Below are 23,550 nucleotides of genomic sequence, written 5' to 3'. Positions count from 1 at the left end.
TCGGCGGTCAGGCGCGCGCTGTATTTGTCCCTGAACTGCCCGGAGGAGCGCCATGCCCCCTCGCCGCGACCGAAAGGCCAGCCCGCTGGCCCGGCTCCGCCTGATACCGACGGCCCTGCCCCTCGCCGCCCTGCTGATGGGTGGGACGCTGCCCGCCGCTGCCCAGGTGCTGATCTATGAGCAGCCCTATGGCGTGCCGCGCGGCTATGGGGCACCCGTGCCGCGGGCCTATCCCATGCTGCCGCCGGGCGAGATCCGGGCCATCGTGCGCGGCATGGGCTATTGGGACGTGGGCAAGCCGCAACTCTCGGGGCGCTTCTATCTGGTGAGCGCGGTCGATCAGGAAGGCCTCGCCCTGCTGCGCATCAACGCCTTCACCGGCCGGGTCATCAGCGCCCGCAGCGTCGTCGGCGGTCCGACCATCGCCGCCCCGGCCCCGCCGCCTGGTGCCTATCCACCCCCGCCGCGCACCGTGCCGCCGCCCCGAACCACGTCGCGGCCGCCGCCGCCTCCGGCGTCCCAGTCCGTGCCGCCCGTGCAGGCTCCGCCGACGGTCCAGGCTGCGCCCAGTGCGCCGCTGCCGCCAACGCGCCCGCCGGAAGCCACCATGGCCGCCGTCACGCCCGCGCCGGCCGCGATCGCGCCGGCCGCTCCGGCTGCCGCCAGGCCCGACCCGGCGCCTGCCGCTTCGGCTCCGCAGCCGGTGGCCTCGGCTCCCGCCCAGCCGTCGCCCACCGCCTCGGCCACATCCTCGAAGCCGGAGGCGGGCACGTCCGCGGCCCAGCAGTCCGCCGCGTCCACGCCGTCGGCGACCGCGCCTGCCGCCCAGCCCCAACGCCGCAAGGCCGGCGCCGGCACCGCGACGACGGACAGCGCCGCCGCCGGCACCGCCTCGGTCCTGTCGCGGCCGCGTCCGGCGCAGTGATGGCTTGAGGGAACAGGGCGGCCCCGCCGGGGCTGCCCGCACTTGCGTCGCGCGTCAGACCAGATAGACGGCGGCGACGAGGCCGAGCACCACCACTGCCAGTAGGCCGAGGGTGACGAGGCCGAGCCGCTTCTCGATGAACTCGCGGGCGCGCGGGCCGAAATGGTGCAGCAGCGCCGCCAGCAGGAAGAAGCGCGCCCCGCGGGTGATGAGCGACAGCAGGACGAACCAGAACAGGTTGTACTCGGCAAAGCCCGAGGTGATGGTGACCAGCTTGTAGGGGATGGGGGTGAGGCCCTTCAGCAGGATCACCCAATGCCCGTACTGGGCATAAGCGGCGCGGAACTGGTCGACCTTCGAGCCGTAGCCGTAGAGGTCGATCAGGAACTTGCCCACGCTCTCGTACAGCAGCGCGCCGATGGCGTAGCCCACGAGGCCCCCCAGCACCGAGGCGATGGTGGCGATGAGCGCGTAGCGCCAGGCCTTGTCCGGCCGCGCCAGCGTCATGGGCACCTGGAGCACGTCCGGCGGCACGGGAAAGACCGAGCTCTCCGCGAACGACACCAGGGCGAGGGCCCAGGGCGCCGACGGCTTCGCGGAATAGGCGATGATCCAGTCGTAGAGCTTGCGGAGCATGGGGCCGTGCTGCGTTGCAAAAGGGTGCTTTCGCTTAGAGCCTGCGCCCGGCCGAGTAAAGCGCCCGACTCGCCCGTCTAAACGGACGCTTTACCAGTCGCCTTCGCGGCCCGCGGGTGTGTCCGGCCGGACACAGACAGCGCGCGCACCGCGGTGTACATCGGCCCTGCTGCAGCTGAGTCGCGAGGGGGCACGCCCCGGCCGCAGCGCCGGCGGAGCCGGTGTGGATTTCCCGGATTTTCCGGGGAACGCCAAGGCCCCGTTCAGCCTTTATGAACCGATGCTGACGCATTCATTCAGGTGGGGTGTGGTTCAGGGCTGATAGACGCCCGGTGCCGCGCCGCTGCGAGGCTGGGACGCCGTCGGACGGGTTGCCGCGACGCAAGGTTGAGGGACGAGGATGTTCAAGCGAATCGCCGTGTTTGCCGCCCTGGTGCTGGGCTATGTGCTGACGGGCATGGCGCTCAATGCCAGCCAGACGGACCAGATGGGTTCGCCCATGGCCGCCGTCGCCGCGCAGGCGGAATGAAGTTCGGCTCTCGCCCGGCGATCTGATGAGCCGGCGGACGGGGCTTTCTCGATCGCAAGTGAAAATCGACGACTGAAATGAAAAGGCCGGGCTCTCGCCCGGCCTTTCTTTTTGGACCCGCCGCGCTCAGTGCACGGCGGCCTTCTTCTGCGGCTCGAGGTCGGCGGCGGTCACCGGCGGGTTGGCGAGGATGGCGCCGAGCCCGGCCATGCCGGCGCGCTGGCGCACCAGGGCCAGCACCACGTCGAGGGTCGGGGTGGGCATCTCCAGCATCTGCCCCATCTCCTGCACCACACTCACCAGCGGGTCGATCTCCATGGGGCGATCGCGCTCCAGGTCCTGGAGCATGGAGGTCTTGTGCGCGCCCACGGCGCCGGCACCATTGATGCGGCGCTCCACATCCACCCGGAAATTGACGCCGATGCGCTCGGCGATGGCCTTGGCCTCCAGCATCATGGCCTTGGCCACGGCGCGGGTGCCGGGATCGGCGGCGATGATGTCGAGGGTGGCGTGGGTCAGCGCGCTGATGGGGTTGAAGCACAGGTTGCCCCACAGCTTCAGCCACAGTTCGTCGCGGATGTTGGTCATCACCGGGGCGCGCAGTCCGCCCTTCTCCATCATCTGGCTGAGGGCGGTGACGCGGGGGGTGATCTCGCCCGACGGCTCGCCGAGGGGAAACTTGTCGCCATAGATGTGCTTGATGACGCCCGGCTCCACCACCTCGGTGGCGGGATAGACGATGCAGCCGATGGCGCGCTCGGGCCGCAGCACCTCCCACTGGCGGGCGCCGGGATCGATGGTGCCGAGGGTGCGGTTCTCCAGGGGGCCGCCGTGCTTATAGAAATACCAGTAAGGCACGCCGTTCACGGCGGTGACCACGCTGGTGTCGTTGCCGAGCAGCGGACGGATCTGCTCCACCACGCCGGGCACGGAATGGCCCTTCAGGGCGACGATGACGTAATCCTGCGGGCCGAGCTCGTGCGGGTTGTCGGTGGCGCGCACCTTGGCAACGCGCTCCTCGCCGTCGATGAGAAGCTTGACCCCGTTGGTCTGCATCGCCTCAAGATGGCCGCCACGCGCCACGAGGCTGACCTCGGCGCCGGCGTGGGCGAGCTGTACGCCCAGGTAGCCGCCAATCGCTCCCGCACCATAGATGCACACCTTCATGGCCGATCCTCCTGCTCGCATTCGTCGCTGCGTATTTTGTATGCCAGATAAAAGCGCGTGCGGCGCTCAAGGGCAAGTGGCGGCACGATACCAATGGAAATTAATTCCGCAACGTGGAAAATTTGACGCAGGGTGGACGCAGCCGCGCAGCCGGGTAGTTTGATGGCAACAGGCCGGAGTCGCGCCAGAAGGCGTGCAGGCGGGCGCGCGCATCGTCACGGGCGCGGGTCCCGGGGCAGGGGCAGAGGAGGGTTTTGGATGCCGGACACGGAGCTCGCGCCGAGGCGCAGGGGACGTCCCGCCTCCGGCGCGGCTGCGGAGGGCGGCGCCGAGGTCCAGTCGCTGGACCGGGCCATCGCCTTGCTGCGGGTGGTGGCCGACCAGGACGGCATGGCCCTCGCAGAGATCGCCCGCCGGGCCGAGCTGCCGGTCTCCACCGTCCACCGGCTCCTCACCACGCTGGAGAAGCGCCAGCTGGTCAATCACGATCTGTCCACGGGGCTTTGGACCGTGGGCCTCGGCCTGTTCCGCATCGGCGCCGCTTACCTGCGCATCCGCAAGCTGCCCGACATCGGCCGCCCGGTGATTCGCCGCCTGCTGCACGAGACGGACGAGACCGTGAACCTCGCCATGTTCGACGCCATGGAACTGGTGGTGGTGGCGCAGGCGGAGGCCCATGCGCCGGTGCGCGCCTTCTTCCGCCTCGGCGCCCGCCTGCCGCTTCACGCCACGGCCGCCGGCAAGGCGGTGCTGGCAGCGGCGAGCCCCTCGTTCCGCGGCGCCTGCCTGGCGCAGATCCGCTACGAGCCGTTCACCACCGCCACCCATCGCGAGGAGCGGGTGCTGATGGATGACGTGAGCGAGATCCTCGAGCGCGGATTCGCCGTGGACCGCGAAGAGCACGCCCCGGGCATGCGCGCGGTGGCGGCGGCCATCCTCAACGAATGGCGCGATCCCATTGGGGCGGTATCGGTATCCGCGCCGGCGGTGCGCATGAGCGACGATCGCATCCTGCGTCTTGGCCGGCGCGTGGCCGCGGCAGCCGAGCAGATGACGCGCCTGTATTCCGGCGCCGATGAAAGCTTGTCCCAGGATTATGCGGCGTATCGGTAAGGGTCGCTGACCATATTGGAATACAGTATTTCACATTCTGGTATACAGAGCACCGAATGCGAAATTGAAAATTCCAATTGACACCTCTGACATGCAATATACTCTTCAAGTAACCGCTACGTCAGCGGTGAAATGGGCAAGCATGACGCTGCAACAGATCGGGGCCTAGGAAGTAGACCGGTCATTGCCGACGCGCTTCGGGACAGGTCCGGGGATAAACATCGGGCAAAGCCCATCCCCCAAGCCGAGAAGCGAAGAGGTAAAAACAGTTCGGCCTCGCCAAGGGCCTGTCGCTACCAGCTCGTAAGTCACGATCCGCACAAATAAAACCGCGGACGATCCGGGAGGAAGACCAAAATGCATTCGGCATTCGCCAGGACCATCAGGAAAGGTGTGGCTGCGCTCGCAGTCGCCGCGGCCCTCGCCCCGGCCGGCGCGCTGGCCGCCTGGGAACCGACCAAGACGGTCGAATTCATCGTACCCGCCGGCACCGGCGGCGGCGCCGACCAGATGGCGCGCATGATCCAGGGCATCGTTCAGAAGAACAATCTGATGTCCCAGCCCCTCGTGGTCATCAACAAGTCCGGCGGCGCGGGCGCCGAGGGCTTCCTCGACGTGAAGGGGGCCAACCGCAACCCCCACAAGATCATCATCTCCCTGTCGAATCTCTTCACCACCCCGCTCGCCACCGGCGTCCCCTTCTCCTGGAAGGACATGACCCCGGTGTCCATGCTTGCGCTGGACGAGTTCGTGCTGTGGGTGAACGCCAAGGCGCCCTATGACGACGTCAAGGGGTACCTCGCCGCGCTCAAGGCCGCTTCCGGCGACCAGATCTTCAAGATGGGCGGCACCGGCTCCAAGCAGGAAGACCAGATCATCACCGCCGCCATCGAGCAGAAGACCGGCGCCAAGTTCATCTACGTGCCCTACAAGGGCGGCGGCGACGTCGCGGCCCAGCTGGTGGGCGGCCACGTCACCTCCTCGGTCAACAACCCCATCGAGGCGGTGTCGCAGTGGCGGGCCGGCGAGCTGAAGCCGTTGTGCGTGTTCGATCTCCAGCGGCTGCCCTACAAGGAGCCGATCGCCAACGGCAAGTCGTGGAACGACATCCCGACCTGCAAGGAATCCGGCCTGGACATTGAATATCTGATGCTGCGCGGCATCCTCATGCCGCCCGGCGCCAGCAAGGACCAGGTCGAATACTTCGTCGAGCTGTTCAAGAAGATCCGCGCCACCCCCGAGTGGCAGGAATTCATGCAGAAGGGCGCGTTCAACACCACCGCGCTCACCGGGCCTGAATACAGCGCCTGGCTGACCAAGGCCGAGGCCACCCACAAGGACCTCATGGAGAAGGCGGGCTTCGTCGCCAAGTAAGGCGTCGAAAGGCCTGGCCGCACGGCACGGCCGGCGGGAGCCGCCCGATCAGGGTGCGCCTCCCGCGAGGTCCGGCCAAAGGCCATCCGCCTGAAGCGACATGCGGGCTCCGCCGCGCGGCGAGGCCCGGAAACGCCGGACCCGGGGCAGGGCCCCGCCGGCGACGCCGCCCCTGCGCGGCGGGTGTCCAGTTCGGCCTTCGGGCTGTGGGAGGATCAGGTTCATGAGCACGGAAACCGGCCATTCCGGCCCCATCGCACACAATGAGAAGACGGTCACCAACCGCACCATGGACATGGTGGTGGCGGTGCTCTTCATGGCCCTGTCGGCGCTCGTCATGTCGGACAGCTGGCGCGTCGGCGCGAGCTGGGCGAGCGACGGCCCGCAGGCCGGCTACTTTCCCTTCTATGTCGGGCTGATCATGTTCATCGCTTCCGCCGCCACGCTGGTGCAGAATCTGGTGACGCGCCATCCCGACAACGCCAACTTCGTCGACCGCTCCCAGCTGGTTTCGGTGATGCAGGTGCTGGTGCCCACCGCGGTCTATGTGGGCCTCATCTTCCTCGTCGGCATCTATCTCGCCTCCGCGGTGTTCATCGCCTTCTTCATGTGGTGGCTGGGCAAGTATCCGATCGTGAAGATCCTGCCCGTGGCCATCGGCGTGCCGCTGGTGCTGTTCATGATGTTCGAGGTCTGGTTCCTGGTGCCGCTGCCCAAGGGCCCGCTCGAGGCTGCCCTCGGCTACTGACGACAAGGGCCGCCCCTCCGGGGTGGCCCGCCGGCCCGCGCGCCTCAGAGCGCCGGCCCTCACAAGAGACGCTGCGCGCGAAATGCGGCCGCCGGGGAAGGGCGGGCCGCCCCGCGCACCGGCAGGCCGCCGCACCCCGAGGGGGCCGGCCGGCCGCCTCATCCGATCCGCCCGGGCGTGCCGGCTCAGCCGCGTCGCCTTCGGCCGCGCCGCCCGCGACCGCCGCATCGTCCCGCCGGGGCGGCGCGTCCAACCGGGTGGCATCCCAGGACAACGAGCAACGCCCCCGCCCTGAGAGCCGCCGCAGAAGCGGCCGAGGTGGCGCAAGGAGGACCCCGTGGAAGCGCTAACGTCACTCATCGGAGGGTTCGGCGTCCTCGCCGATCCCATGAACATCGTCTACATGTTCGTCGGCATCACCCTCGGCGTCCTCATCGGGGTGCTGCCGGGGCTGGGCGGCGCCAACGGCGTCGCCATCCTCCTGCCGCTCACCTTCTCGATGACGCCGGTGTCGGCCATCATCATGCTCTCCTCCATCTATTGGGGAGCGCTGTTCGGCGGCGCCATCACGTCGATCCTGTTCAACATTCCCGGCGAGCCCTGGAGCGTCGCGACCACGTTCGACGGGCATCCCATGGCCCAGAAGGGCAAGGCCGGCGAGGCGCTGACCGGAGCCTTCACCGGCTCCTTCATCGGCGCCTTCTTCGCCGTCCTGCTCATCACCTTCCTCGCGCCGGTGATCGCCAAGTTCGCGCTGCAGTTCGGCCCGGCCGAATTCTTCGCGGTCTACCTCCTCACCTTCTGCGCCTTCGTCGGCATGGGACGCGAGCCGGCGGCCAAGGTGATCGCGGCCATGATGCTCGGCTTCGCCCTGGCGGCGGTGGGCATCGACACGGTGACCGGCCAGCTGCGCATGACCTTCGGCTCGGTCGAGCTCCTGCGCGGCTTCGACTTCCTCGTGGCGGTCATCGGCCTGTTCGGCGTCGGCGAGATCCTGCTCACCATGGAGGAAGGCCTCGCCTTCAAGGGCAAGAGCGCGGCCATCAATGCCAAGGTGGTGTGGGAGACCTGGAAGAAGCTGCCGAAATACTGGGTGGGCTGCCTGCGCTCGGCCATCGTCGGCTGCTGGATGGGCGTGACCCCGGGCGGCGCCACCCCGGCCTCCTTCATGAGCTACGGCCTTGCCAAGAAGTTCTCCAAGAACGGACGCAACTTCGGCAAGGGCGAACTGGAAGGCGTGGTGATGCCGGAAGTGGCGGCGCATGCCGCCGGCACTTCGGCGCTGCTTCCCATGCTCACCCTCGGCATCCCCGGCTCGCCCACCGCGGCGGTGCTGCTCGGCGGCCTGCTGATCTGGGGTCTCCAGCCCGGCCCGCTGCTGTTCGTCGAGCAGAAGGACTTCGTGTGGGGCCTCATCGCCTCGATCTACCTCGGCAACATCGCCGGCCTGATCGTGGTGCTGACCACCGTGCCGATCTTCGCGGCCATCCTGCGCATCCCGTTCAGCGTCATCGCCCCGATCATCCTGGTGATCTGCGCGGTGGGTGCCTACACGGTGCACAACGCCGGCCTCGACATCGCCGTCATGCTGGTCTTCGGCGTCATCGGCTACCTGTTCAAGAAGCTCCAGTATCCGCTCGCGCCGCTGGTGCTGGCCCTGGTGCTCGGCGACATGGCCGAATCGTCCTTCCGGCAGGCCATGCTGGTGTCGCAGGGCCACCTGTCCATCTTCTGGTCCAACCCGCTGGTGGGCTCGATCGTGACGCTGGCTCTGGTGATGCTTGCCTGGCCGCTGATCTCCATGCTCATGGCGCGCATCCGCCCGCAGGGCTCGAAGCCCGCAGCGGCAGAGTAAAAAGAGCCGCTGACCCGCTTCGGCGGGCGGCGGAACGACCAGGGGCGGCGGCAGCGCCGCCCCTTTCGGCAGCCGGCTCACCAAGCGCCCGATGAGCCCAGCGACCGACCGTCCGCGACACCTAGTAATCCACGCCATGCTGCGGCGCGGAACCGAATTCCCGAACATCGGGATTGCTTTGGCGTAATGAAGACCGTATACAGTATTTCACGGCAGCGGAACGCCTCGCCAGAAGGTGGCTGTTGCCAGGGAGAGGAACGAAGGTCGTGCATCAGACGCCCGTGCATCAGACCCCCGCGACAGCGATCGCGGATCCTCCGAAGCTCAAGGTGGAGCCGCTGGAGGCGGCCTCGAGCCTGCGCATGCTGGCTTACGAGGCGCTGAAGCGCGCCATCACCCAGATGGACATCTACGGCTCAACCACTGAGTTTCGGCTGGACGAGCGCCAGCTTTCCGAGACTTTGGGCGTGTCGCGCACCCCCATCCGCGAGGCGATGACCGTGCTGGAGCAGGAGGGCTTCGTGCGCTCCGTGCCGCGCCGGGGCATCTTCGTGGTGCGCAAGACCAAGCGCGAGATCCTCGACCTCATCGTGGTTTGGGCGGCGCTCGAGAGCATGGCGGCGCGGCTTGCCGCGACCCAGGCCTCGGACAGCGAGATCGCGAGCCTGCGCCGGCTCTTCAACGAGTTCGAGGCGCAGGCCCTCGCCAACCAGATGAACGAATATTCGGAGGCGAACATCGCCTTCCATCACGCCGTCATCAGCATGGGCGGCTGCCGGCTGATCGTGGACATGACCGAGAACCTGTTCCTGCACATGCGCGCCATCCGCGCGGTGTCGGTGCGGCAGGAGAACCGGTTCGAAATCTCCATGCGGGAACACATGGCGATCATCGACGCGCTCGAGAAACGGGACCCTGATCTCGCCGAGCGCCTGGTGCGGGAACACACCATGGGTCTTGCGGCCCATGTGGAACGGCACGGTGTCTTCCCCGAATAGGCCGATCACAGGCCGCAGCGGGACGACACAGCAAGGAGACGCCAAATGGCAACGGCGGAAAAGACCAAGATCGAGGACAATGTGGTGCACATCGACGCTGCCGCCGAGGCGGAGCGCGATCTGACCGACGGTTTCCATCTCGTCATCGATGCCCTGAAGCTCAACGGCATCAAGACCATCTACGGCGTGCCCGGCATTCCGATCACCGACCTCGGCCGCATGGCCCAGGCGGAGGGCATCCGCGTCATCTCCTTCCGTCACGAGCAGAATGCCGGCAACGCGGCGGCGATCGCCGGCTTCCTCACCAAGTCGCCGGGCGTGTGCCTGACGGTGTCGGCGCCGGGCTTCCTCAACGGCCTGACCGCCCTCGCCAACGCCACCACCAACTGCTTCCCGATGATCCTCATCTCCGGCTCGTCCGAGCGCGAGATCGTCGACCTGCAGCAGGGCGACTATGAGGAGATGGACCAGCTCGCCATCGCCAAGCCCCTGTGCAAGGCGGCGTTCCGCGTGCTGCACGCGGCGGACATCGGCATCGGCGTCGCCCGCGCCATCCGCGCGGCGGTGTCGGGGCGTCCCGGCGGCGTCTATCTCGACCTGCCGGCCAAGCTGTTCGGCCAGGTGATGGATGCCGAGGCCGGCGCCAAGTCGCTGGTCAAGGTGATCGATCCCGCCCCGGCGCAGATCCCGGCCCCGGCCGCGGTGGACCGCGCCATCGAGCTGCTCAAGGGCGCCGAGCGCCCCCTCATCATCCTCGGCAAGGGCGCGGCCTACGCCCAGGCGGACGCCGAGATCCGCGCCTTCGTGGAGAAGAGCGGCATCCCCTTCCTGCCCATGAGCATGGCCAAGGGCCTGCTGGAGGACACCCATCCCCAGTCGGCGGGCGCGGCGCGCTCCACCGCCCTCAAGGAATCCGACGTGGTGCTTCTGGTGGGCGCGCGCCTCAACTGGCTGCTCTCCCACGGCAAGGGCAAGACCTGGGGCGATGCCCCGAAGAAGTTCATCCAGGTGGACATCGAGCCCAAGGAGATGGACTCCAACGTCGAGATCGCCGCCCCGCTGGTGGGCGACATCGGCTCGGTGATCTCTGCTCTCAGCGACCGTCTCGACGGCTCCTGGAAGGCCCCGCCGACCCAGTGGATCGAGAACATCCGCACCAAGAAGGAAGCCAACATCGCCAAGATGGCGCCGAAGCTCCTGAAGAACTCGGTGCCCATGGACTTCCACTCGGCCCTCGGCGCGCTGAAGACCGTCATCAAGGAGCGTCCCGATGCCATCCTGGTGAACGAGGGCGCCAACACCCTCGACCTCGCCCGCGGCATCATCGACATGTACCAGCCGCGCAAGCGCCTGGACGTGGGGACCTGGGGCGTGATGGGCATCGGCATGGGCTTTGCCGTCGGCGCGGCGGTGGAGACCGGCAAGCCGGTTCTGGCGGTCGAAGGCGACAGCGCCTTCGGCTTCTCCGGCATGGAGGTGGAGACCATCTGCCGCTACAACCTGCCGGTCACCATCGTGATCTTCAACAACAACGGCATCTATCGCGGCACCGACACGGACCCCACGGGCCGTGATCCCGGCACCACGGTGTTCGTCCCCGGCTCGCGCTACGACAAGATGATGGAGGCCTTCGGCGGCGTGGGCGTGAACGTCACGTCCCCCGACGAGCTCTATCGCGCCGTCAGCGCCGCCATGGACTCAGGCAAGCCCACGCTCATCAATGCGGAGATCGACCCGGCTGCCGGCTCGGAGAGCGGCAACATCGGCTCGCTCAACCCGCAGAGCGTGGTCAAGAAGAAGAAGTGAGAGGCGTAACGCTTCTCGAGCCTTGGCTGGCGGGGCTCAGTCCCGCCGGCCCAACCCGATGAACTCAACAACAACAAGAGTAGAACCGGGAACAAAACAGAGCGGAATTGCGAGGATTCGATGGGCAAGGCACTAGACGGAGTCCGTATCCTGGACTTCACCCACGTTCAGTCCGGACCGAGCTGCACCCAGCTGCTCGCCTGGTTCGGCGCCGACGTGATCAAGGTGGAGCGGCCGGGCGAAGGCGATGTGACGCGCGGCCAGCTGCGCGATCTCGATGGCGCGGACAGCCTCTACTTCACCATGCTCAACTCCAACAAGCGGTCGGTCACCCTCGATACCAAGAACCCGGACGGCAAGGCCGTGCTGGAGCAGCTGGTGCGCCAGTGCGACGTGCTGGTGGAGAATTTCGCCCCCGGCGCCCTCGACCGCATGGGCCTCACGTGGGAGCGCCTCTCGGCCATCAACCCGCGCCTCATCCTCGCCTCCGTGAAGGGCTTCGGCCCAGGCCCGTTCGAGGATTGCAAGGTGTATGAGAACGTCGCCCAATGCGCGGGCGGCGCCGCCTCCACCACCGGCTTCCGCGACAGCCTGCCCATGGTCAGCGCCGCCCAGATCGGCGATTCGGGCACCGGCCTGCATCTCGCGCTCGGCATCGTCACCGCGCTGTTCCAGCGCGAGCACACCGGCCGCGGCCAGCGCGTCATGTGCGCCATGCAGGATGCGGTGCTGAACCTGTGCCGGGTGAAGCTGCGCGACCAGCAGCGCCTCGCCAACGGCCCGCTCAAGGAATACAGCCAATTTGGCGAGGGCGTGCCGTTCGGCGAGACCGTGCCGCGCGCCGGCAACGATTCCGGCGGCGGCCAGCCCGGGCGCATCCTGCGCTGCAAGGGCTGGGAGCACGATCCCAACGCTTATATCTATTTCATCACCCAGGCGCCGGTCTGGGGGAAGATCTGCGACGTCATCCACGAGCCCGAGTGGAAGACCGATCCCGATTATGCGACGCCGGCCGCGCGCCTGCCGCACCTCAACGAGATCTTCACCCGCATCGAGGCGTGGACCATGGCCCACACCAAGTTCGAGGCCATGGAGATCCTCAACCAGTACGACATCCCCTGCGGCCCGATCCTCTCCATGAAGGAGATCGCCGAGGACCAGTCGCTTTATGCCACCGGCACGCTGGTGGAGGTTCCCCATCCGGTGCGCGGCAGCTATCTCACGGTGGGCAATCCCATCAAGCTGTCCGACAACCAGGTCGAGGTGGAGCGCTCGCCGCTCCTCGGGGAGCATACCGAGGAAGTGCTCGCCCAGGTGCTGGGGCTCGCCCCCGACCGCATCGACGCGCTGCGCGCCTCCGGCGCCATCGGCACGCCGCGGCGGATGGCGGCGGAGTAGACGTTTCCTCCGGGGCGGCACCCTTAAGGGACCGCCCCTGCCGGCGACGGCGCGGAGGCTGGACTGTTCGAGAGGAAGAATGATGAACGCGGCCCTAGATCTTGCTCAGCTGCTAGATGCCGTCGGAGACGCGCTCGTCGTCTGCGACACGGCGGGGGAAATCGCGTTCTGGAATCCGGCCGCCGAGCGCATGTTCGGTTATTCCCCGGAGGAGGCCCTCGGCCGCTCCCTCGACATCATCATCCCGGAGCGCCAGCGCCAGCGGCACTGGGACGGCTATCACGAGACCATGCGCACCGGCGTCACCCGCTACGGGACGAGCCTTCTGCGCGTGCCGGCCATCCACAAGGACGGCCATGCGCTTTCCATCGCCTTCACCGTGGCGCTGCTGCGCTCGGCCGACGGCGCGTCCACCCATGTCGCCTCGGTCATCCGGGACGAGACGGAGCGATGGAAGGAGGAGCGCGACCTTCGCAAGCGCCTCGCGGAAGCGGAGGCCAGGCTGAAGGAGCAGTCCCAAGCATAACAGGCCGGCCCTACCGGCGCGATCGTGCCGGCGGCGGTCCGCGACCGTCCGCCGGATGGGTTCCGGGGAGGCGAGGGGCGATGCCCTGCCTTGCCGAGATGTTCAGGCAACGTTTGACAAAGGGAACGCGACAATGACCAGCAAGCCTTTGGAAGGCATCAAGATCATCGACTTCACGCACGTTCAGGCCGGCCCCGCCTGCACCCAGCTCCTCGCCTGGTTCGGCGCGGACGTGATCAAGGTGGAGCGGCCCGGCTCCGGCGATGTGACGCGCAACCAGCTGCGCGACATCTCGAACGCCGACGCGCTCTATTTCACCATGCTGAACTCCAACAAGCGCTCCCTGACCCTCGACACCAAGACCCCCGCGGGCAAGGAGGTTCTCACCAAGCTCATCAAGGAGAGCGACGTTCTCGTCGAGAACTTCGCCCCCGGTGCGCTGGACCGCATGGGCTTCACCTGGGAGCACATCAACGAGCTCAACCCGGGCATGATCGTCGCCTCGGTGAAGGGCTTCTCCGACGGCCACCACTATGAAGACCTGAAGGTGTACGAGAACGTCGCCCAATGCGCCGGCGGCGCGGCCTCCACCACCGGCTTCTGGGACGGCCCGCCCACCGTGTCCGCGGCGGCGCTCGGCGACTCCAACACCGGCATGCACCTCGCCATCGGCATCCTCACCGCGCTGCACGCCCGCAACAAGACCGGCAAGGGCCAGAAGGTGGCCGTGTCCATGCAGGACGCCGTCATCAACCTCTGCCGCGTCAAGCTGCGCGACCAGCAGCGCCTCGACCGCGTGGGCTACCTCGAGGAGTATCCCCAGTACCCGCACGGGACCTTCTCGGACGTGGTGCCGCGCGGCGGCAACGCGGGCGGCGGCGGCCAGCCCGGCTGGGTGCTGAAGTGCAAGGGCTGGGAGACCGATCCCAACGCCTACATCTACTTCACCGTGCAGGAGCAGGCCTGGGGCAAGGTGGCGGAAGCCATCGGCAAGCCGGAGTGGATCGACGACCCGGCCTACAACACCGCCCGCGCCCGCCAGGACAAGATCTTCGACATCTTCGCCGTCATCGAGGCGTGGCTGTCCGACAAGACCAAGTTCGAGGCGGTGGACATCCTGCGCAAGTTCGACATCCCCTGCGCCCCGGTGCTCACCATGAAGGAGATCGCCGAGGACGAGTCGCTCCGCAAGAGCGGCACCATCGTCGAGGTGGATCACAAGGAGCGCGGCAAGTACCTCACCGTCGGCAGCCCCATCAAGTTCTCCGACATGAGCGTCGAGGTCACCGGTTCGCCGCTGCTCGGCGAGCACACCGACGAGGTGCTGGCCGAGCTCGGCTATTCGGCCGAGCAGATCAAGTCCATGCACGACGGCCGCGTGGTCTGATCGTGCCCTGCGGCGGGGCCCTCGTCCCGCCGCGGCTTTCTCTGCCGTGATCGCCCGGCGCGTCCGGGCGGTCGCCCTTTCCGTCCTCGTCCGCCCGGCTGTGAAGCAGCGGGATGCGGCGAAGGCGATGCTCCGCACGTGCGGTGCAGGACCAGGCCGCGCGTGACCCGCGCGTTTTTTCTTCCGGCCTTGCCCGGGCGCTGAGCGCTCCGGCCGCCGGCTCCCGCGCCGCCCCTGAGGGGATGAGGCGATCTCCATCACAGAAACTGCCGCGCGCGTCACGTCTGCGGCCCCACCGGCGCGGTGTCGCATTGGTGCCGGCAGGGGTTTGCGTGCACACTACGACTTTGGTCGAAGCGCGCAGCCGTCAAGAGCCGCGCCGTGCCGCGCCCTGCGCGGCCGCGACGAGGGAGGAAGCCCCGATGAACATCCACGAGTATCAGGCCAAGGCGATTCTGCGCGGTTTCGGCGTCCCCGTGTCCCGCGGCGTCGCGGCGTTCACGGCGCAGGAGGCGGAGGACGCGGCGCGCGCCATGGGCGGTATCGCCTTCGTGGTCAAGGCACAGATCCATGCCGGCGGCCGCGGCAAGGGCAGCTTCAAGGAACTGCCGGCGGGCGCGAAGGGCGGCGTGCGCGTGGTGCGAACCCCCGCCGAGGTGAAGGCCCACGCCGCCGAGATGCTGGGCAACACCCTCGTCACCGTCCAGACCGGGCCGGACGGCAAGCAGGTGAACCGCCTCTACATCGAGGAAGGCGCGTCCATCGACAAGGAATTCTATCTCTCCATGCTGGTGGACCGCGCCACGTCGCGCGTCGCCTTTGTTGTCTCCACCGAGGGGGGCATGGACATCGAGGAGGTCGCCCACGCGACCCCGGAGAAGATCATCACCTTCTCCGTCGATCCCGCCACCGGCGTTCAGCCGCTGCACGGCCGCAAGGTGGCGCAGGCGCTGGGCCTCACCGGCGAGCTTGGCAAGCAGGCTGTGGCGCTCACCGCCAACCTCTATAACGCCTTCACCGAGAAGGACATGAGCCTTCTGGAGATCAACCCGCTGGTGGTGACGAAGGATGGCCGGCTGGTCTGCCTCGACGCCAAGGTGGCGTTCGATTCCAACGCCATCTTCCGCCACTCGGACGTGGCGCAGCTGCGCGACGAGAGCGAGGAGGATTTCAAGGAGATCGAGGCCTCGCGCTACGACCTCTCCTACATCGCCCTCGATGGCACCATCGGTTGCATGGTCAACGGCGCGGGCCTTGCCATGGCCACCATGGACATCATCAAGCTCTACGGCATGGAGCCCGCCAACTTCCTGGATGTGGGCGGCGGCGCGACCAAGGAGAAGGTGACGGCGGCGTTCAAGATCATCACCGCCGACCCGAACGTGGAGGGCATCCTCGTCAACATCTTCGGCGGCATCATGCGCTGCGACGTGATCGCCGAGGGCGTCATCGCCGCCGTGCGGCAGGTGGGGCTGAAGGTGCCGCTGGTGGTGCGCCTTGCCGGAACGAACGTGGACGAGGGCAAGAAGATCATCCGCGAGAGTGGTCTGAACGTGATCCCGGCGGACGATCTGGACGATGCGGCGCAGAAGATCGTCGCGGCCGTGAAGAAGGAAGCTGCGTGATGTCCGTGCTCATCGACGCCAATACCAAGGTCATCACCCAGGGCTTCACCGGCAAGAACGGCACGTTCCACGCCGAGCAGGCCATCATGTACGGCACCAAGATGGTCGGCGGCACCTCCCCCGGCAAGGGCGGCTCCACCCACCTCAACCTGCCGGTGTTCGACACGGTGATGGAGGCCAAGGAGAAGACCGGGGCCGATGCCTCGGTGATCTACGTGCCGCCGCCCGGCGCCGCCGACGCCATCCTCGAAGCCATCGACGCCGAGATTCCCCTGATCGTCTGCATCACCGAGGGCATCCCGGTGATGGACATGGTGAAGGTGAAGCGGGCGCTGTCCGGCTCGAAGTCGCGCCTCATCGGCCCCAACTGCCCGGGCATCGTGACGGCGGGCGAGTCCAAGATCGGCATCATGCCGGCCAACATCTTCAAGAAGGGCTCGGTGGGCATCGTCTCGCGCTCGGGCACGCTGACCTATGAGGCGGTGTTCCAGACCTCGCAGGAGGGCCTTGGCCAGACCAGCGCGGTGGGCATCGGCGGCGACCCGGTGAAGGGCACGGAATTCATCGACGTGCTGGAGATGTTCCTGGCCGACCCCGAGACCAAGTCGATCGTGATGATCGGCGAGATCGGCGGCTCGGCGGAAGAGGAGGCGGCGCAGTTCCTCGCCGACGAGGCGAAGAAGGGCCGCAAGAAGCCGATGGTGGGCTTCATTGCCGGCCGCACGGCGCCTCCCGGGCGCCGCATGGGCCATGCGGGCGCCATCATCTCCGGCGGCAAGGGCGGGGCGGAGGACAAGATCGCGGCCATGGAGGCGGCGGGCATCCGCGTGTCGCCCTCTCCCGCCCGCCTCGGCAAGACCCTGGTGGAAGTGCTGAAGGGCTGATCCAACAGTGCCCCGGGACAAGCAACGGCGATCGCCGCAGTGCTGAACCGGGGCCCAGGGGAAAGTCGGCGAAGCCGGCGGAAGCCCTCGACTGCGAAATGAAGCCGCCTTCGGCGACGTTTCGCGCTGGGCCACGGCTCTCCTTCCACTTCGTTCCAGTCGGCCGAGGCACGAGGGTGCCGCGCGCCCCCAACCCATCATCAAAGGAAACACCCATGACCACCTGGCTGCGCTTCGCCGCCAACGGAAAGACCGGCTTTGGCACGCTCGCGGGCGACACCATCACCGTCCACGAGGGCTGCATGTTCGCGGGCGCGACGCCGACTGCCGAGGCGCTGAAGCTCGCGGACGTGGCGCTGGAGGCGCCCTGCGCACCCACCAAGATCGTGGCCCTGTGGAACAACTTCCACGAACTGGCCGCCAAGCTGAAGGTGGCCGAGCCCGCCGAGCCGCTCTATCTGCTCAAGGCGACCACCTCCGTGTCCGCGCCGGGCGCGACGGTGCGCAAGCCCAAGGGCTATGAGGGCAAGACGGTCTATGAAGGGGAGTTGGGCATCGTTATCGGTCGCACCCTCGCCCATGCCAGCGAGGAAGAGGCGGCGGCCGGCATCTTCGGCTACACGGTGGTCAACGACATCACCGCCGCCGACATCCTGAACCGTGACCCCACGTTTCCGCAATGGGCGCGGGCCAAGGGCATCGACGGCTACGGCCCGTTCGGCCCATGGATCGTCACCGATTTCGACCCGGCGGCGGCGCGCGTGCGTACCATTCTCAACGGGCAGGAGCGCCAGAACTATCCGTTGGCGGACATGATTTTTCCCCCGGCGCAGCTGGTTTCCATGCTGTCGAAGGACATGACGCTGAACCCCGGCGACCTCATCGCCTGCGGCACCTCGGTGGGGGTGGGCACCATGAAGGAGCCCACCAATTCCATCGAGATCGAGATCGAAGGTATCGGCACGCTCGCCAATACGTTCGTGCAGTGATCCGGCGGGGCGATCAGCCTCTGATCGCCCTTGCCCCACCGATGAGGATGCAGGCGCCCACAAAGCCGGCGATCAGGTAGCCGAGCCAGCCGGCGAAGCCGACGCCCACCAGCCCGAACAGGAAGCTGGCGATGGCCGCGCCGATGATGCCCAGGATGATGTTCATGAGCAGGCCCGTGTCGCTCTTCATGAACATGGAGGCGAACCAGCCGGCGAGGCCCCCGATGATGATGGCGGCGATCCAGCCCACTTGCGCGTCTTGCATGGCTTCCCTCTGACAGTTGCGCTCCCGAATGGGGGCGCGAGGGAAACGGTGCAGCAGGGCCTAAGGTTCCGGCGCCGCTTGGGGCGGAGCTGTTTCAAGCAGAAAGGCCGCCTTTCGGGCGGCCTTTCAGGGGTTTTCGAAGCGGATTACCGCGTCAGTGCTTCAGGGCCGCCTGCGCCGCCGCGAGGCGGGCGATGGGCACGCGGAAGGGCGAGCAGGAGACATAGTCGAGCCCCACCTCGTGGCAGAAGGTCACCGAGGCCGGATCGCCACCGTGCTCGCCGCAGATGCCGAGCTTGATGTCCGGCCGCGACCTGCGACCCCGCTCCACGCCGATCTTAACCAGCTCGCCCACGCCGTCCACGTCGATGGAGACGAAGGGGTCGGTCTCGATGATCCCCTTCTGCACATACGGGCCGAGGAAGGTGCCGGCGTCGTCGCGGGACACGCCGAAGCAGGTCTGGGTGAGGTCGTTGGTGCCGAAGGAGAAGAACTCGGCGCCCTTGGCGATCTCCTCCGCGCGCAAGGCGGCGCGCGGCAGCTCGATCATGGTGCCCACCTGGAAGGTGAGGGTGGCACCGGTCTCCTTCTCCACCGCGGCGGCGGTGTCGCGGATGACCTTGTCCACGATGTCGAACTCCGCCTTGGTCGCGATGAGGGGCACCATCACTTCCGGCACCACCGCCTCGCCGGTCTTCTGGGCGGCGATCACCGCCGCCTCGAAGATGGCGCGGGCCTGCATCTCGGCGATCTCGGGGAAGGCGATGGCGATGCGGCAGCCGCGGAAGCCGAGCATCGGGTTGACCTCGTGCAGCTCCTTGTTGCGCCGCTCGATGCGCTCGATGTCGACGCCGAGGCTCTTCGCCACCTCCGCCGTCTCCTCCGCCGTGTGGGGCAGGAATTCGTGCAGCGGCGGGTCGAGCAGGCGGATGGTCACCGGCAGCCCCTTCATGATCTCGAACAGCTCGACGAAATCGTCGCGCTGCATGGGCAGGAGCTTCGCCAGAGCGGCGCGGCGGCCGGCCTCGTCGTCGGCGAGGATCATCTCGCGCACGGCGAGGATGCGGCCGGCGTCGAAGAACATGTGCTCGGTGCGCGACAGGCCGATGCCCTCGGCGCCGAACGAGCGCGCCATGCGGGCGTCCGCCGGGGTCTCGGCATTGGCGCGCACCTTCAGCTTGCGCACCTTGTCGGCCCAGCCCATGAGGGTCGCGAACTCGCCCGACAGCTCCGGCTGGAGCATCGGCACCTCGCCGGCGAGCACCTGGCCGGTGGAGCCGTCGATGGTGATGTGGTCGCCCTTCTTGAAGGTCTGTCCCGACACGGTCAGGGTCTGCGCCGCATAGTCGATGCGCAGCGAGCCGGCGCCCGAGACGCAGGGCTTGCCCATGCCGCGCGCCACCACGGCGGCGTGGGAGGTCATGCCGCCGCGCGAGGTGAGGATGCCCTGGGCGGCATGCATGCCGTGGATGTCCTCGGGGCTCGTCTCGACGCGCACCAGGATGACCTTGAGGCCCTTCTCCTTCATGGCCTCGGCCTCGTCGGCCGAGAACACGATGGCGCCCGCCGCCGCGCCGGGCGAGGCCGGCAGGCCGGAGGCGATCACCTTGCGCTCGGCCTTGGGGTCGATGGCCGGGTGCAGCAGCTGGTCGAGGGCCGCCGGATCGACGCGGCCAACCGCCTCCTGCTCGGTGATGAGGCCCTCGGCGGCGAGCTCCACGGCGATGCGCAGGGCCGCCTTGGCGGTGCGCTTGCCGGAGCGGGTCTGGAGCATCCAGAGCTTGCCCTTCTCCACCGTGAACTCGAGGTCCTGCATGTCCCGGTAGTGATTCTCGAGCACATGCGAGATGCGCTCGAATTCCTTGAAGGCGTCGGGGAGGGCGACTTCCATGGAGGGCTTGTCGGAGCCGGCGGCGGTGCGCGCCTTCTCGGTCAGGTCCTGCGGGGTGCGGATGCCCGCCACCACGTCCTCGCCCTGGGCGTTCACCAGGAACTCGCCATAAAGCGCGTTCTCGCCGGTGGAAGGATTGCGGGTGAAGGCGACGCCGGTGGCCGAGGTGTCGCCCATGTTGCCGAACACCATGGACTGCACGTTCACCGCCGTGCCCCAGCTCTCCGGTATGGAGTGGAGGCGGCGGTAGGTGATGGCGCGCGCGTTCATCCAGGACGAGAACACCGCGCCGATGGCGCCCCAGAGCTGCTCGTGCGGATCCTGGGGGAAGGGCTTGCCGAGCTCGGTCTGGACCTTCTCCTTATACTTGACCACCAGAGCCGCCCAGTCGTCGGCGTCGAGGTCGGTGTCGAGGGTGTGGCCGTTCTGCAGCTTGTAGTGCTCCAGAATCTCCTCGAAATGGTGGTGATCCACGCCCAGAACCACGTCCGAATACATGGTGATGAAGCGCCGGTAGCTGTCGTAGGCGAAGCGCCGGTCGGCGAGGCGGGCGACCGCACCCACGGTCTCGTCGTTGAGGCCGAGGTTGAGCACCGTGTCCATCATGCCCGGCATGGAGGCGCGGGCACCGGAACGCACCGAGACTAGGAGCGGGTTTGCCGCATCGCCGAACGACTTGCCCGTAAGCTGGCCGACCTGGGCCAGCGCCGTCTCCACCTCGCCCTTCAGCTCGGCCGGGTAGGTTTGGCCATGGGCGTAATAATAGGTGCACACCTCGGTGGTGATAGTGAAGCCGGGAGGGACGGGCAGGCCGAGGTTCGACATCTCGGCGAGGTTCGCGCCCTTGCCGCCGAGCAGGTTCTTCATGTCGGCTTTGCCCTCGGCCTTGCCGTCGCCGAAGGTGTAGACCCATTTCGTCATGTGGCTGATCCCTGTGGCCCTGTGGGTGGGATGTGCGGGTTGGCGGATGCTTTAGCGTGCAGCGCACCAAGCATCAACTGGGCAATCCGAAGCGCTGTTCCCGCGGCGCACGGCCACGCTCCGAGCGCGATCAATGGCCCATCAGCCCGGTCACGCCCACGATGATGAGGTAAAGCGCCACAAGCACGTTCAGAAGCCGCGGAAAGGCAAGGATCAGGACGCCCGCGATGAGGGCGACTGCCGGCTGAAGCGTGACCATGCTGAAAGACATTGTGAAGCCTCCCGAAACAGGCGCAGGCGCGATTCCCGCGCGGGCGGCGCACGATTGCCCATCCCGGCAGCCCCGTCCATCGCCTCCCGGGCGCCGGCTGGGGCGCGACGGGTCGATGCGGCGCTCACGCTGGCGTTACGGCACGAGCGATTGCGCGGGCGGTGCAAGTCGCCACAATCGGGTCGATCCATATTTCCGCACCGCCGGCCCATGCTCGCCGTACCGTCAGGGCGGCGGCGATCCCCTGAGGGAGTCTTCATGACTGAGCCCAGCCGCCCTGCGCCGCGCCGTCGCCTGTCCCCTGCGGTTGCCCGCGCCCCCCGTGCCGGCCGGCCGCTGGCATTGTTTCGGCGGCTGGTCCTGGCGGCGACGGCGCTCGCGGTCAGCTCGGGAATCGCCTTGGCGCAACCTGAGAAATGCCCACGCATGGTGGCCGAGCGGCCGAAGGTCCGGCTCGCCGCGCTGGATGGGGCCATGCTGCGGCTGGCGCAGGCGACGAGCCTGGTGCGCCTGACCTTCGTCGGCCACGCGAGCTTCCTCATCGAGAGTCCGGCCGGGGTCACCATCGTCACCGACTACAATGACTATGTGCGGGCCAACGTGGTGCCGCGCGTCGCCACCATGAACCGCGCTCACGATACCCACTTCACCGAAGCGCCCGACCCGGAGATCGAGTTCGTACTGCGCGGCTGGAACCCCCAGGGCGGGCCGGCCCATCACGAGCTGACCCTGGAAGACGTGTGGATCCGCAACGTGCCCACCAACATCCGGCGCGGGGCGGGCACCGAATACGACGGCAATTCCATGTTCGTGTTCGAGGTTTCGGGCCTGTGCATCGCCCATCTCGGGCACCTGCACCACCTGCTCACCCAGGATCATCTGGAGGCGTTGGGGCGGATCGACGTGGTGCTGGCGCCGGTGGACGGCTCCTACACGTTGGACATCGAGGGCATGGTGGAGGTGCTCAAGGCAATCAACGCGCCGCTTGTGATCCCCATGCACTATTTCAGCCAGTACGGCCTGGAGCGCTTCCTGGCCCGCCTGGGGCAGGAGTGGACGGTCGAGCGGTCGAGCGAGCCGTTTGTGATGCTGTCCCGGGAAACGCTGCCCAAGACCCGCACGCTGCTGGTTCTCCCGGGGCACTAGCCGAGGGGCAGCCTGGCGCTCGCGTCGCTCCCCGGCGCCATAACGCAAAAGGCCCCGCGCCGAAGCGCGGGGCCTTTGGTCACGTCGGGAGACGTGGATCAGATCACTTCAGAGCCAGGAAGGTGGTGTCGAAGGAGAGGCTGGCCACGAAGCGGTCGCCGCAGACGTTCGACAGGCCGGAGACCACGCCGCAGGAGCCGTAGGGCGCAAAGCCGACGCCGGAGACGAAGGCCGGGCCCTCGGAGAGGGTGCTGCCGTAGTAGCGCAGGTCGAGGGTGGCAGCCTTGTAGGTGAAGGCGACGCCCACGTTCCAGGTGGTGTAGGAGGGCAGCTCGTAGTTGGCGACGAAGATGTTGCCGAAGTCGGTCTGGCCGAGCCACTGATAGCCGAGCTCACCCGAGACGTAGAAGCCGACGCCGGGGACGGTGCTCCACTTGGTGAAGTCCACCTTGAGGGTACCCGACAGGTAGGTGCCGTCCGAACCCGAGCCGGCGTAGCTGTCGGTGTAGTAGAGGTTGCCGCCCACGGTGAACACGTCGTTGATGACGTAGGTCGGCTTGAAGTAGATTTCCCAGTAGTCGATGTTGACCGCGGGAACGCCCAGCGCCAGCGTGTTCACGCCGATCTCACCGGGATAGTAGTAATACACGAAGCCGAGGTCGAGGGTGAGGCCGCCCCAGGTGTGGCGCAGGCCGCCGTAGATGTCGACTTCGGCGGTCGGGTCGCTGAGGCCGGTGAAGCCCGTGCCGAACTGATTGATCGGGGGGAAGTCCACGTTGGACGCCCACACGCCGCCGTAGATCCAGTCGAAGAGGCGCAGCTCGGCGTAGCCCTGGACGGCCATATTGCCGTCGGTCTGCGAGATGCCGCGGAACACGTAATCAGTGGCGAGCTTCACACCGAAGGCCACGTCCCACAGCGGGGCGGGCTCGGGAGCGGCGACCGCCTTGACCGGCATGGCGGCAAGGTCCGCGGCACCGGCGGTGCCCACGGACGCGGCCCCGGCCAGGAGCATGGAGGCGGCGACGACTGCAATCTTGTTCATAACGTTTTCCCCGCAGCGATTTAGACTGATAAAAATCAGGTACGGCCTCTG

General features: G+C 67.6%; 21 protein-coding genes. 15 read left to right on the top strand and 6 right to left on the bottom strand.

The window, feature by feature from the left end:
- Positions 1 to 52: 52 nt before the first annotated feature.
- Positions 53 to 925 (top strand): hypothetical protein, encoded by an 873-nt coding sequence (locus ABLE93_RS18915; protein ID WP_348841413.1) that lies wholly within the window; start codon positions 53 to 55, stop codon positions 923 to 925.
- 54 nt (positions 926 to 979) lie between these two features.
- On the opposite strand, the gene ABLE93_RS18910 is transcribed toward ABLE93_RS18915, so the two are convergent.
- Complete coding sequence (locus tag ABLE93_RS18910; protein WP_348841412.1) at positions 980 to 1,561, bottom strand: YqaA family protein; 582 nt, start codon at positions 1,559 to 1,561, stop codon at positions 980 to 982.
- 400 nt (positions 1,562 to 1,961) lie between these two features.
- Here ABLE93_RS18910 and ABLE93_RS18905 point away from each other — a divergent pair, with 400 nt between their 5' ends.
- Positions 1,962 to 2,090, top strand: a complete 129-nt coding sequence (locus ABLE93_RS18905; RefSeq protein ID WP_348841411.1) for a hypothetical protein — start codon at positions 1,962 to 1,964, stop codon at positions 2,088 to 2,090.
- 126 nt (positions 2,091 to 2,216) lie between these two features.
- On the opposite strand, the gene ABLE93_RS18900 is transcribed toward ABLE93_RS18905, so the two are convergent.
- Positions 2,217 to 3,257 carry a 2-dehydropantoate 2-reductase gene (locus tag ABLE93_RS18900; protein ID WP_348841410.1) on the bottom strand — a complete coding sequence of 347 codons (1,041 nt, stop codon included), beginning with the start codon at positions 3,255 to 3,257 and terminating at the stop codon, positions 2,217 to 2,219.
- 258 nt (positions 3,258 to 3,515) lie between these two features.
- On the opposite strand from ABLE93_RS18900, the gene ABLE93_RS18895 reads away from it, so the two are divergent.
- From ABLE93_RS18895 to ABLE93_RS18840, 12 genes are all read left to right on the top strand, one after another.
- Positions 3,516 to 4,370: an IclR family transcriptional regulator gene (locus ABLE93_RS18895; RefSeq protein ID WP_348841409.1), complete on the top strand. Its 855-nt coding sequence runs from the start codon at positions 3,516 to 3,518 to the stop codon at positions 4,368 to 4,370.
- A gap of 357 nt (positions 4,371 to 4,727) precedes the next feature.
- The gene (locus tag ABLE93_RS18890; RefSeq protein ID WP_348841408.1) at positions 4,728 to 5,744 is read left to right on the top strand and encodes a Bug family tripartite tricarboxylate transporter substrate binding protein; all 1,017 of its coding nucleotides are present in this window, start codon (positions 4,728 to 4,730) and stop codon (positions 5,742 to 5,744) included.
- Positions 5,745 to 5,967: 223 nt separating this feature from the next.
- The gene (locus tag ABLE93_RS18885) at positions 5,968 to 6,492 is read left to right on the top strand and encodes a tripartite tricarboxylate transporter TctB family protein (RefSeq protein ID WP_348841407.1); all 525 of its coding nucleotides are present in this window, start codon (positions 5,968 to 5,970) and stop codon (positions 6,490 to 6,492) included.
- A 388-nt stretch (positions 6,493 to 6,880) separates the two neighbouring features.
- Positions 6,881 to 8,347: a tripartite tricarboxylate transporter permease gene (locus ABLE93_RS18880; protein ID WP_510183058.1), complete on the top strand. Its 1,467-nt coding sequence runs from the start codon at positions 6,881 to 6,883 to the stop codon at positions 8,345 to 8,347.
- Between the two features lie 362 nt (positions 8,348 to 8,709).
- Positions 8,710 to 9,345, top strand: coding sequence for a GntR family transcriptional regulator (locus ABLE93_RS18875; protein WP_348841469.1), 636 nt, complete (start codon positions 8,710 to 8,712; stop codon positions 9,343 to 9,345).
- A gap of 45 nt (positions 9,346 to 9,390) precedes the next feature.
- A complete protein-coding gene (gene oxc / locus ABLE93_RS18870; protein WP_348841405.1) occupies positions 9,391 to 11,151 on the top strand; it encodes an oxalyl-CoA decarboxylase in 1,761 nt (586 codons plus the stop codon).
- Between the two features lie 120 nt (positions 11,152 to 11,271).
- Positions 11,272 to 12,549 (top strand): formyl-CoA transferase, encoded by a 1,278-nt coding sequence (gene frc / locus ABLE93_RS18865; RefSeq protein ID WP_348841404.1) that lies wholly within the window; start codon positions 11,272 to 11,274, stop codon positions 12,547 to 12,549.
- Positions 12,550 to 12,631: 82 nt separating this feature from the next.
- Positions 12,632 to 13,075, top strand: a complete 444-nt coding sequence (locus ABLE93_RS18860) for a PAS domain S-box protein (protein WP_348841403.1) — start codon at positions 12,632 to 12,634, stop codon at positions 13,073 to 13,075.
- Positions 13,076 to 13,208: 133 nt separating this feature from the next.
- A complete protein-coding gene (gene frc / locus ABLE93_RS18855) occupies positions 13,209 to 14,462 on the top strand; it encodes a formyl-CoA transferase (RefSeq protein ID WP_348841402.1) in 1,254 nt (417 codons plus the stop codon).
- 422 nt (positions 14,463 to 14,884) lie between these two features.
- Positions 14,885 to 16,087 carry an ADP-forming succinate--CoA ligase subunit beta gene (gene sucC / locus ABLE93_RS18850; RefSeq protein WP_348841401.1) on the top strand — a complete coding sequence of 401 codons (1,203 nt, stop codon included), beginning with the start codon at positions 14,885 to 14,887 and terminating at the stop codon, positions 16,085 to 16,087.
- Positions 16,087 to 16,971 (top strand): succinate--CoA ligase subunit alpha, encoded by an 885-nt coding sequence (gene sucD / locus ABLE93_RS18845; RefSeq protein ID WP_348840848.1) that lies wholly within the window; start codon positions 16,087 to 16,089, stop codon positions 16,969 to 16,971. The genes sucC and sucD overlap by 1 nt, the downstream gene beginning before the upstream one ends.
- 215 nt (positions 16,972 to 17,186) lie before the next feature.
- Positions 17,187 to 17,960 carry a fumarylacetoacetate hydrolase family protein gene (locus ABLE93_RS18840; RefSeq protein ID WP_348841400.1) on the top strand — a complete coding sequence of 258 codons (774 nt, stop codon included), beginning with the start codon at positions 17,187 to 17,189 and terminating at the stop codon, positions 17,958 to 17,960.
- A 13-nt stretch (positions 17,961 to 17,973) separates the two neighbouring features.
- On the opposite strand, the gene ABLE93_RS18835 is transcribed toward ABLE93_RS18840, so the two are convergent.
- The 3 genes from ABLE93_RS18835 to ABLE93_RS18825 all read right to left on the bottom strand — a co-directional run bounded on the left by ABLE93_RS18835 (position 17,974) and on the right by ABLE93_RS18825 (position 21,308).
- Positions 17,974 to 18,225, bottom strand: a complete 252-nt coding sequence (locus ABLE93_RS18835; RefSeq protein ID WP_348841399.1) for a GlsB/YeaQ/YmgE family stress response membrane protein — start codon at positions 18,223 to 18,225, stop codon at positions 17,974 to 17,976.
- Between the two features lie 154 nt (positions 18,226 to 18,379).
- Positions 18,380 to 21,037 carry a pyruvate, phosphate dikinase gene (ppdK, locus tag ABLE93_RS18830; protein WP_348841398.1) on the bottom strand — a complete coding sequence of 886 codons (2,658 nt, stop codon included), beginning with the start codon at positions 21,035 to 21,037 and terminating at the stop codon, positions 18,380 to 18,382.
- 130 nt (positions 21,038 to 21,167) lie between these two features.
- Complete coding sequence (locus ABLE93_RS18825; RefSeq protein WP_348841397.1) at positions 21,168 to 21,308, bottom strand: DUF3096 domain-containing protein; 141 nt, start codon at positions 21,306 to 21,308, stop codon at positions 21,168 to 21,170.
- A gap of 258 nt (positions 21,309 to 21,566) precedes the next feature.
- Here ABLE93_RS18825 and ABLE93_RS18820 point away from each other — a divergent pair, with 258 nt between their 5' ends.
- The gene (locus ABLE93_RS18820; protein ID WP_348841396.1) at positions 21,567 to 22,454 is read left to right on the top strand and encodes an MBL fold metallo-hydrolase; all 888 of its coding nucleotides are present in this window, start codon (positions 21,567 to 21,569) and stop codon (positions 22,452 to 22,454) included.
- Positions 22,455 to 22,557: 103 nt separating this feature from the next.
- Here ABLE93_RS18820 and ABLE93_RS18815 read toward each other — a convergent pair whose 3' ends face one another.
- Entirely contained in the window at positions 22,558 to 23,499 is a 942-nt protein-coding gene (locus ABLE93_RS18815; RefSeq protein ID WP_348841395.1) for a TorF family putative porin, read from the bottom strand.
- Between the last annotated feature and the right edge of the window lie 51 nt (positions 23,500 to 23,550).

It is taken from the genome of Xanthobacter pollutisoli (assembly GCF_040044995.1).
Taxonomy (GTDB): Bacteria; Pseudomonadota; Alphaproteobacteria; order Rhizobiales; family Xanthobacteraceae; genus Xanthobacter.
Note: the sequence above shows the minus strand (reverse complement) of the source record. Positions and strands in the feature narration are given on the sequence as shown.

What these genes read in the sequence shown, in the direction of transcription:
- ABLE93_RS18900 (WP_348841410.1), bottom strand. Translation starts at nt 3,257, where the DNA reads ATGAAGGTGTGCATCTATGGTGCGGGAGCGATTGGCGGCTACCTGGGC.
- frc (WP_348841402.1), top strand. Translation starts at nt 13,209, where the DNA reads ATGACCAGCAAGCCTTTGGAAGGCATCAAGATCATCGACTTCACGCAC.
- ABLE93_RS18915 (WP_348841413.1), top strand. Translation starts at nt 53, where the DNA reads ATGCCCCCTCGCCGCGACCGAAAGGCCAGCCCGCTGGCCCGGCTCCGC.
- ABLE93_RS18885 (WP_348841407.1), top strand. Translation starts at nt 5,968, where the DNA reads ATGAGCACGGAAACCGGCCATTCCGGCCCCATCGCACACAATGAGAAG.
- frc (WP_348841404.1), top strand. Translation starts at nt 11,272, where the DNA reads ATGGGCAAGGCACTAGACGGAGTCCGTATCCTGGACTTCACCCACGTT.
- ABLE93_RS18895 (WP_348841409.1), top strand. Translation starts at nt 3,516, where the DNA reads ATGCCGGACACGGAGCTCGCGCCGAGGCGCAGGGGACGTCCCGCCTCC.
- ABLE93_RS18835 (WP_348841399.1), bottom strand. Translation starts at nt 18,225, where the DNA reads ATGCAAGACGCGCAAGTGGGCTGGATCGCCGCCATCATCATCGGGGGC.
- ppdK (WP_348841398.1), bottom strand. Translation starts at nt 21,037, where the DNA reads ATGACGAAATGGGTCTACACCTTCGGCGACGGCAAGGCCGAGGGCAAA.
- ABLE93_RS18890 (WP_348841408.1), top strand. Translation starts at nt 4,728, where the DNA reads ATGCATTCGGCATTCGCCAGGACCATCAGGAAAGGTGTGGCTGCGCTC.
- ABLE93_RS18815 (WP_348841395.1), bottom strand. Translation starts at nt 23,499, where the DNA reads ATGAACAAGATTGCAGTCGTCGCCGCCTCCATGCTCCTGGCCGGGGCC.
- ABLE93_RS18905 (WP_348841411.1), top strand. Translation starts at nt 1,962, where the DNA reads ATGTTCAAGCGAATCGCCGTGTTTGCCGCCCTGGTGCTGGGCTATGTG.
- sucC (WP_348841401.1), top strand. Translation starts at nt 14,885, where the DNA reads ATGAACATCCACGAGTATCAGGCCAAGGCGATTCTGCGCGGTTTCGGC.
- ABLE93_RS18825 (WP_348841397.1), bottom strand. Translation starts at nt 21,308, where the DNA reads ATGTCTTTCAGCATGGTCACGCTTCAGCCGGCAGTCGCCCTCATCGCG.
- ABLE93_RS18875 (WP_348841469.1), top strand. Translation starts at nt 8,710, where the DNA reads ATGCTGGCTTACGAGGCGCTGAAGCGCGCCATCACCCAGATGGACATC.
- ABLE93_RS18910 (WP_348841412.1), bottom strand. Translation starts at nt 1,561, where the DNA reads ATGCTCCGCAAGCTCTACGACTGGATCATCGCCTATTCCGCGAAGCCG.
- sucD (WP_348840848.1), top strand. Translation starts at nt 16,087, where the DNA reads ATGTCCGTGCTCATCGACGCCAATACCAAGGTCATCACCCAGGGCTTC.
- ABLE93_RS18840 (WP_348841400.1), top strand. Translation starts at nt 17,187, where the DNA reads ATGACCACCTGGCTGCGCTTCGCCGCCAACGGAAAGACCGGCTTTGGC.
- ABLE93_RS18880 (WP_510183058.1), top strand. Translation starts at nt 6,881, where the DNA reads ATGAACATCGTCTACATGTTCGTCGGCATCACCCTCGGCGTCCTCATC.
- ABLE93_RS18860 (WP_348841403.1), top strand. Translation starts at nt 12,632, where the DNA reads ATGAACGCGGCCCTAGATCTTGCTCAGCTGCTAGATGCCGTCGGAGAC.
- ABLE93_RS18820 (WP_348841396.1), top strand. Translation starts at nt 21,567, where the DNA reads ATGACTGAGCCCAGCCGCCCTGCGCCGCGCCGTCGCCTGTCCCCTGCG.
- oxc (WP_348841405.1), top strand. Translation starts at nt 9,391, where the DNA reads ATGGCAACGGCGGAAAAGACCAAGATCGAGGACAATGTGGTGCACATC.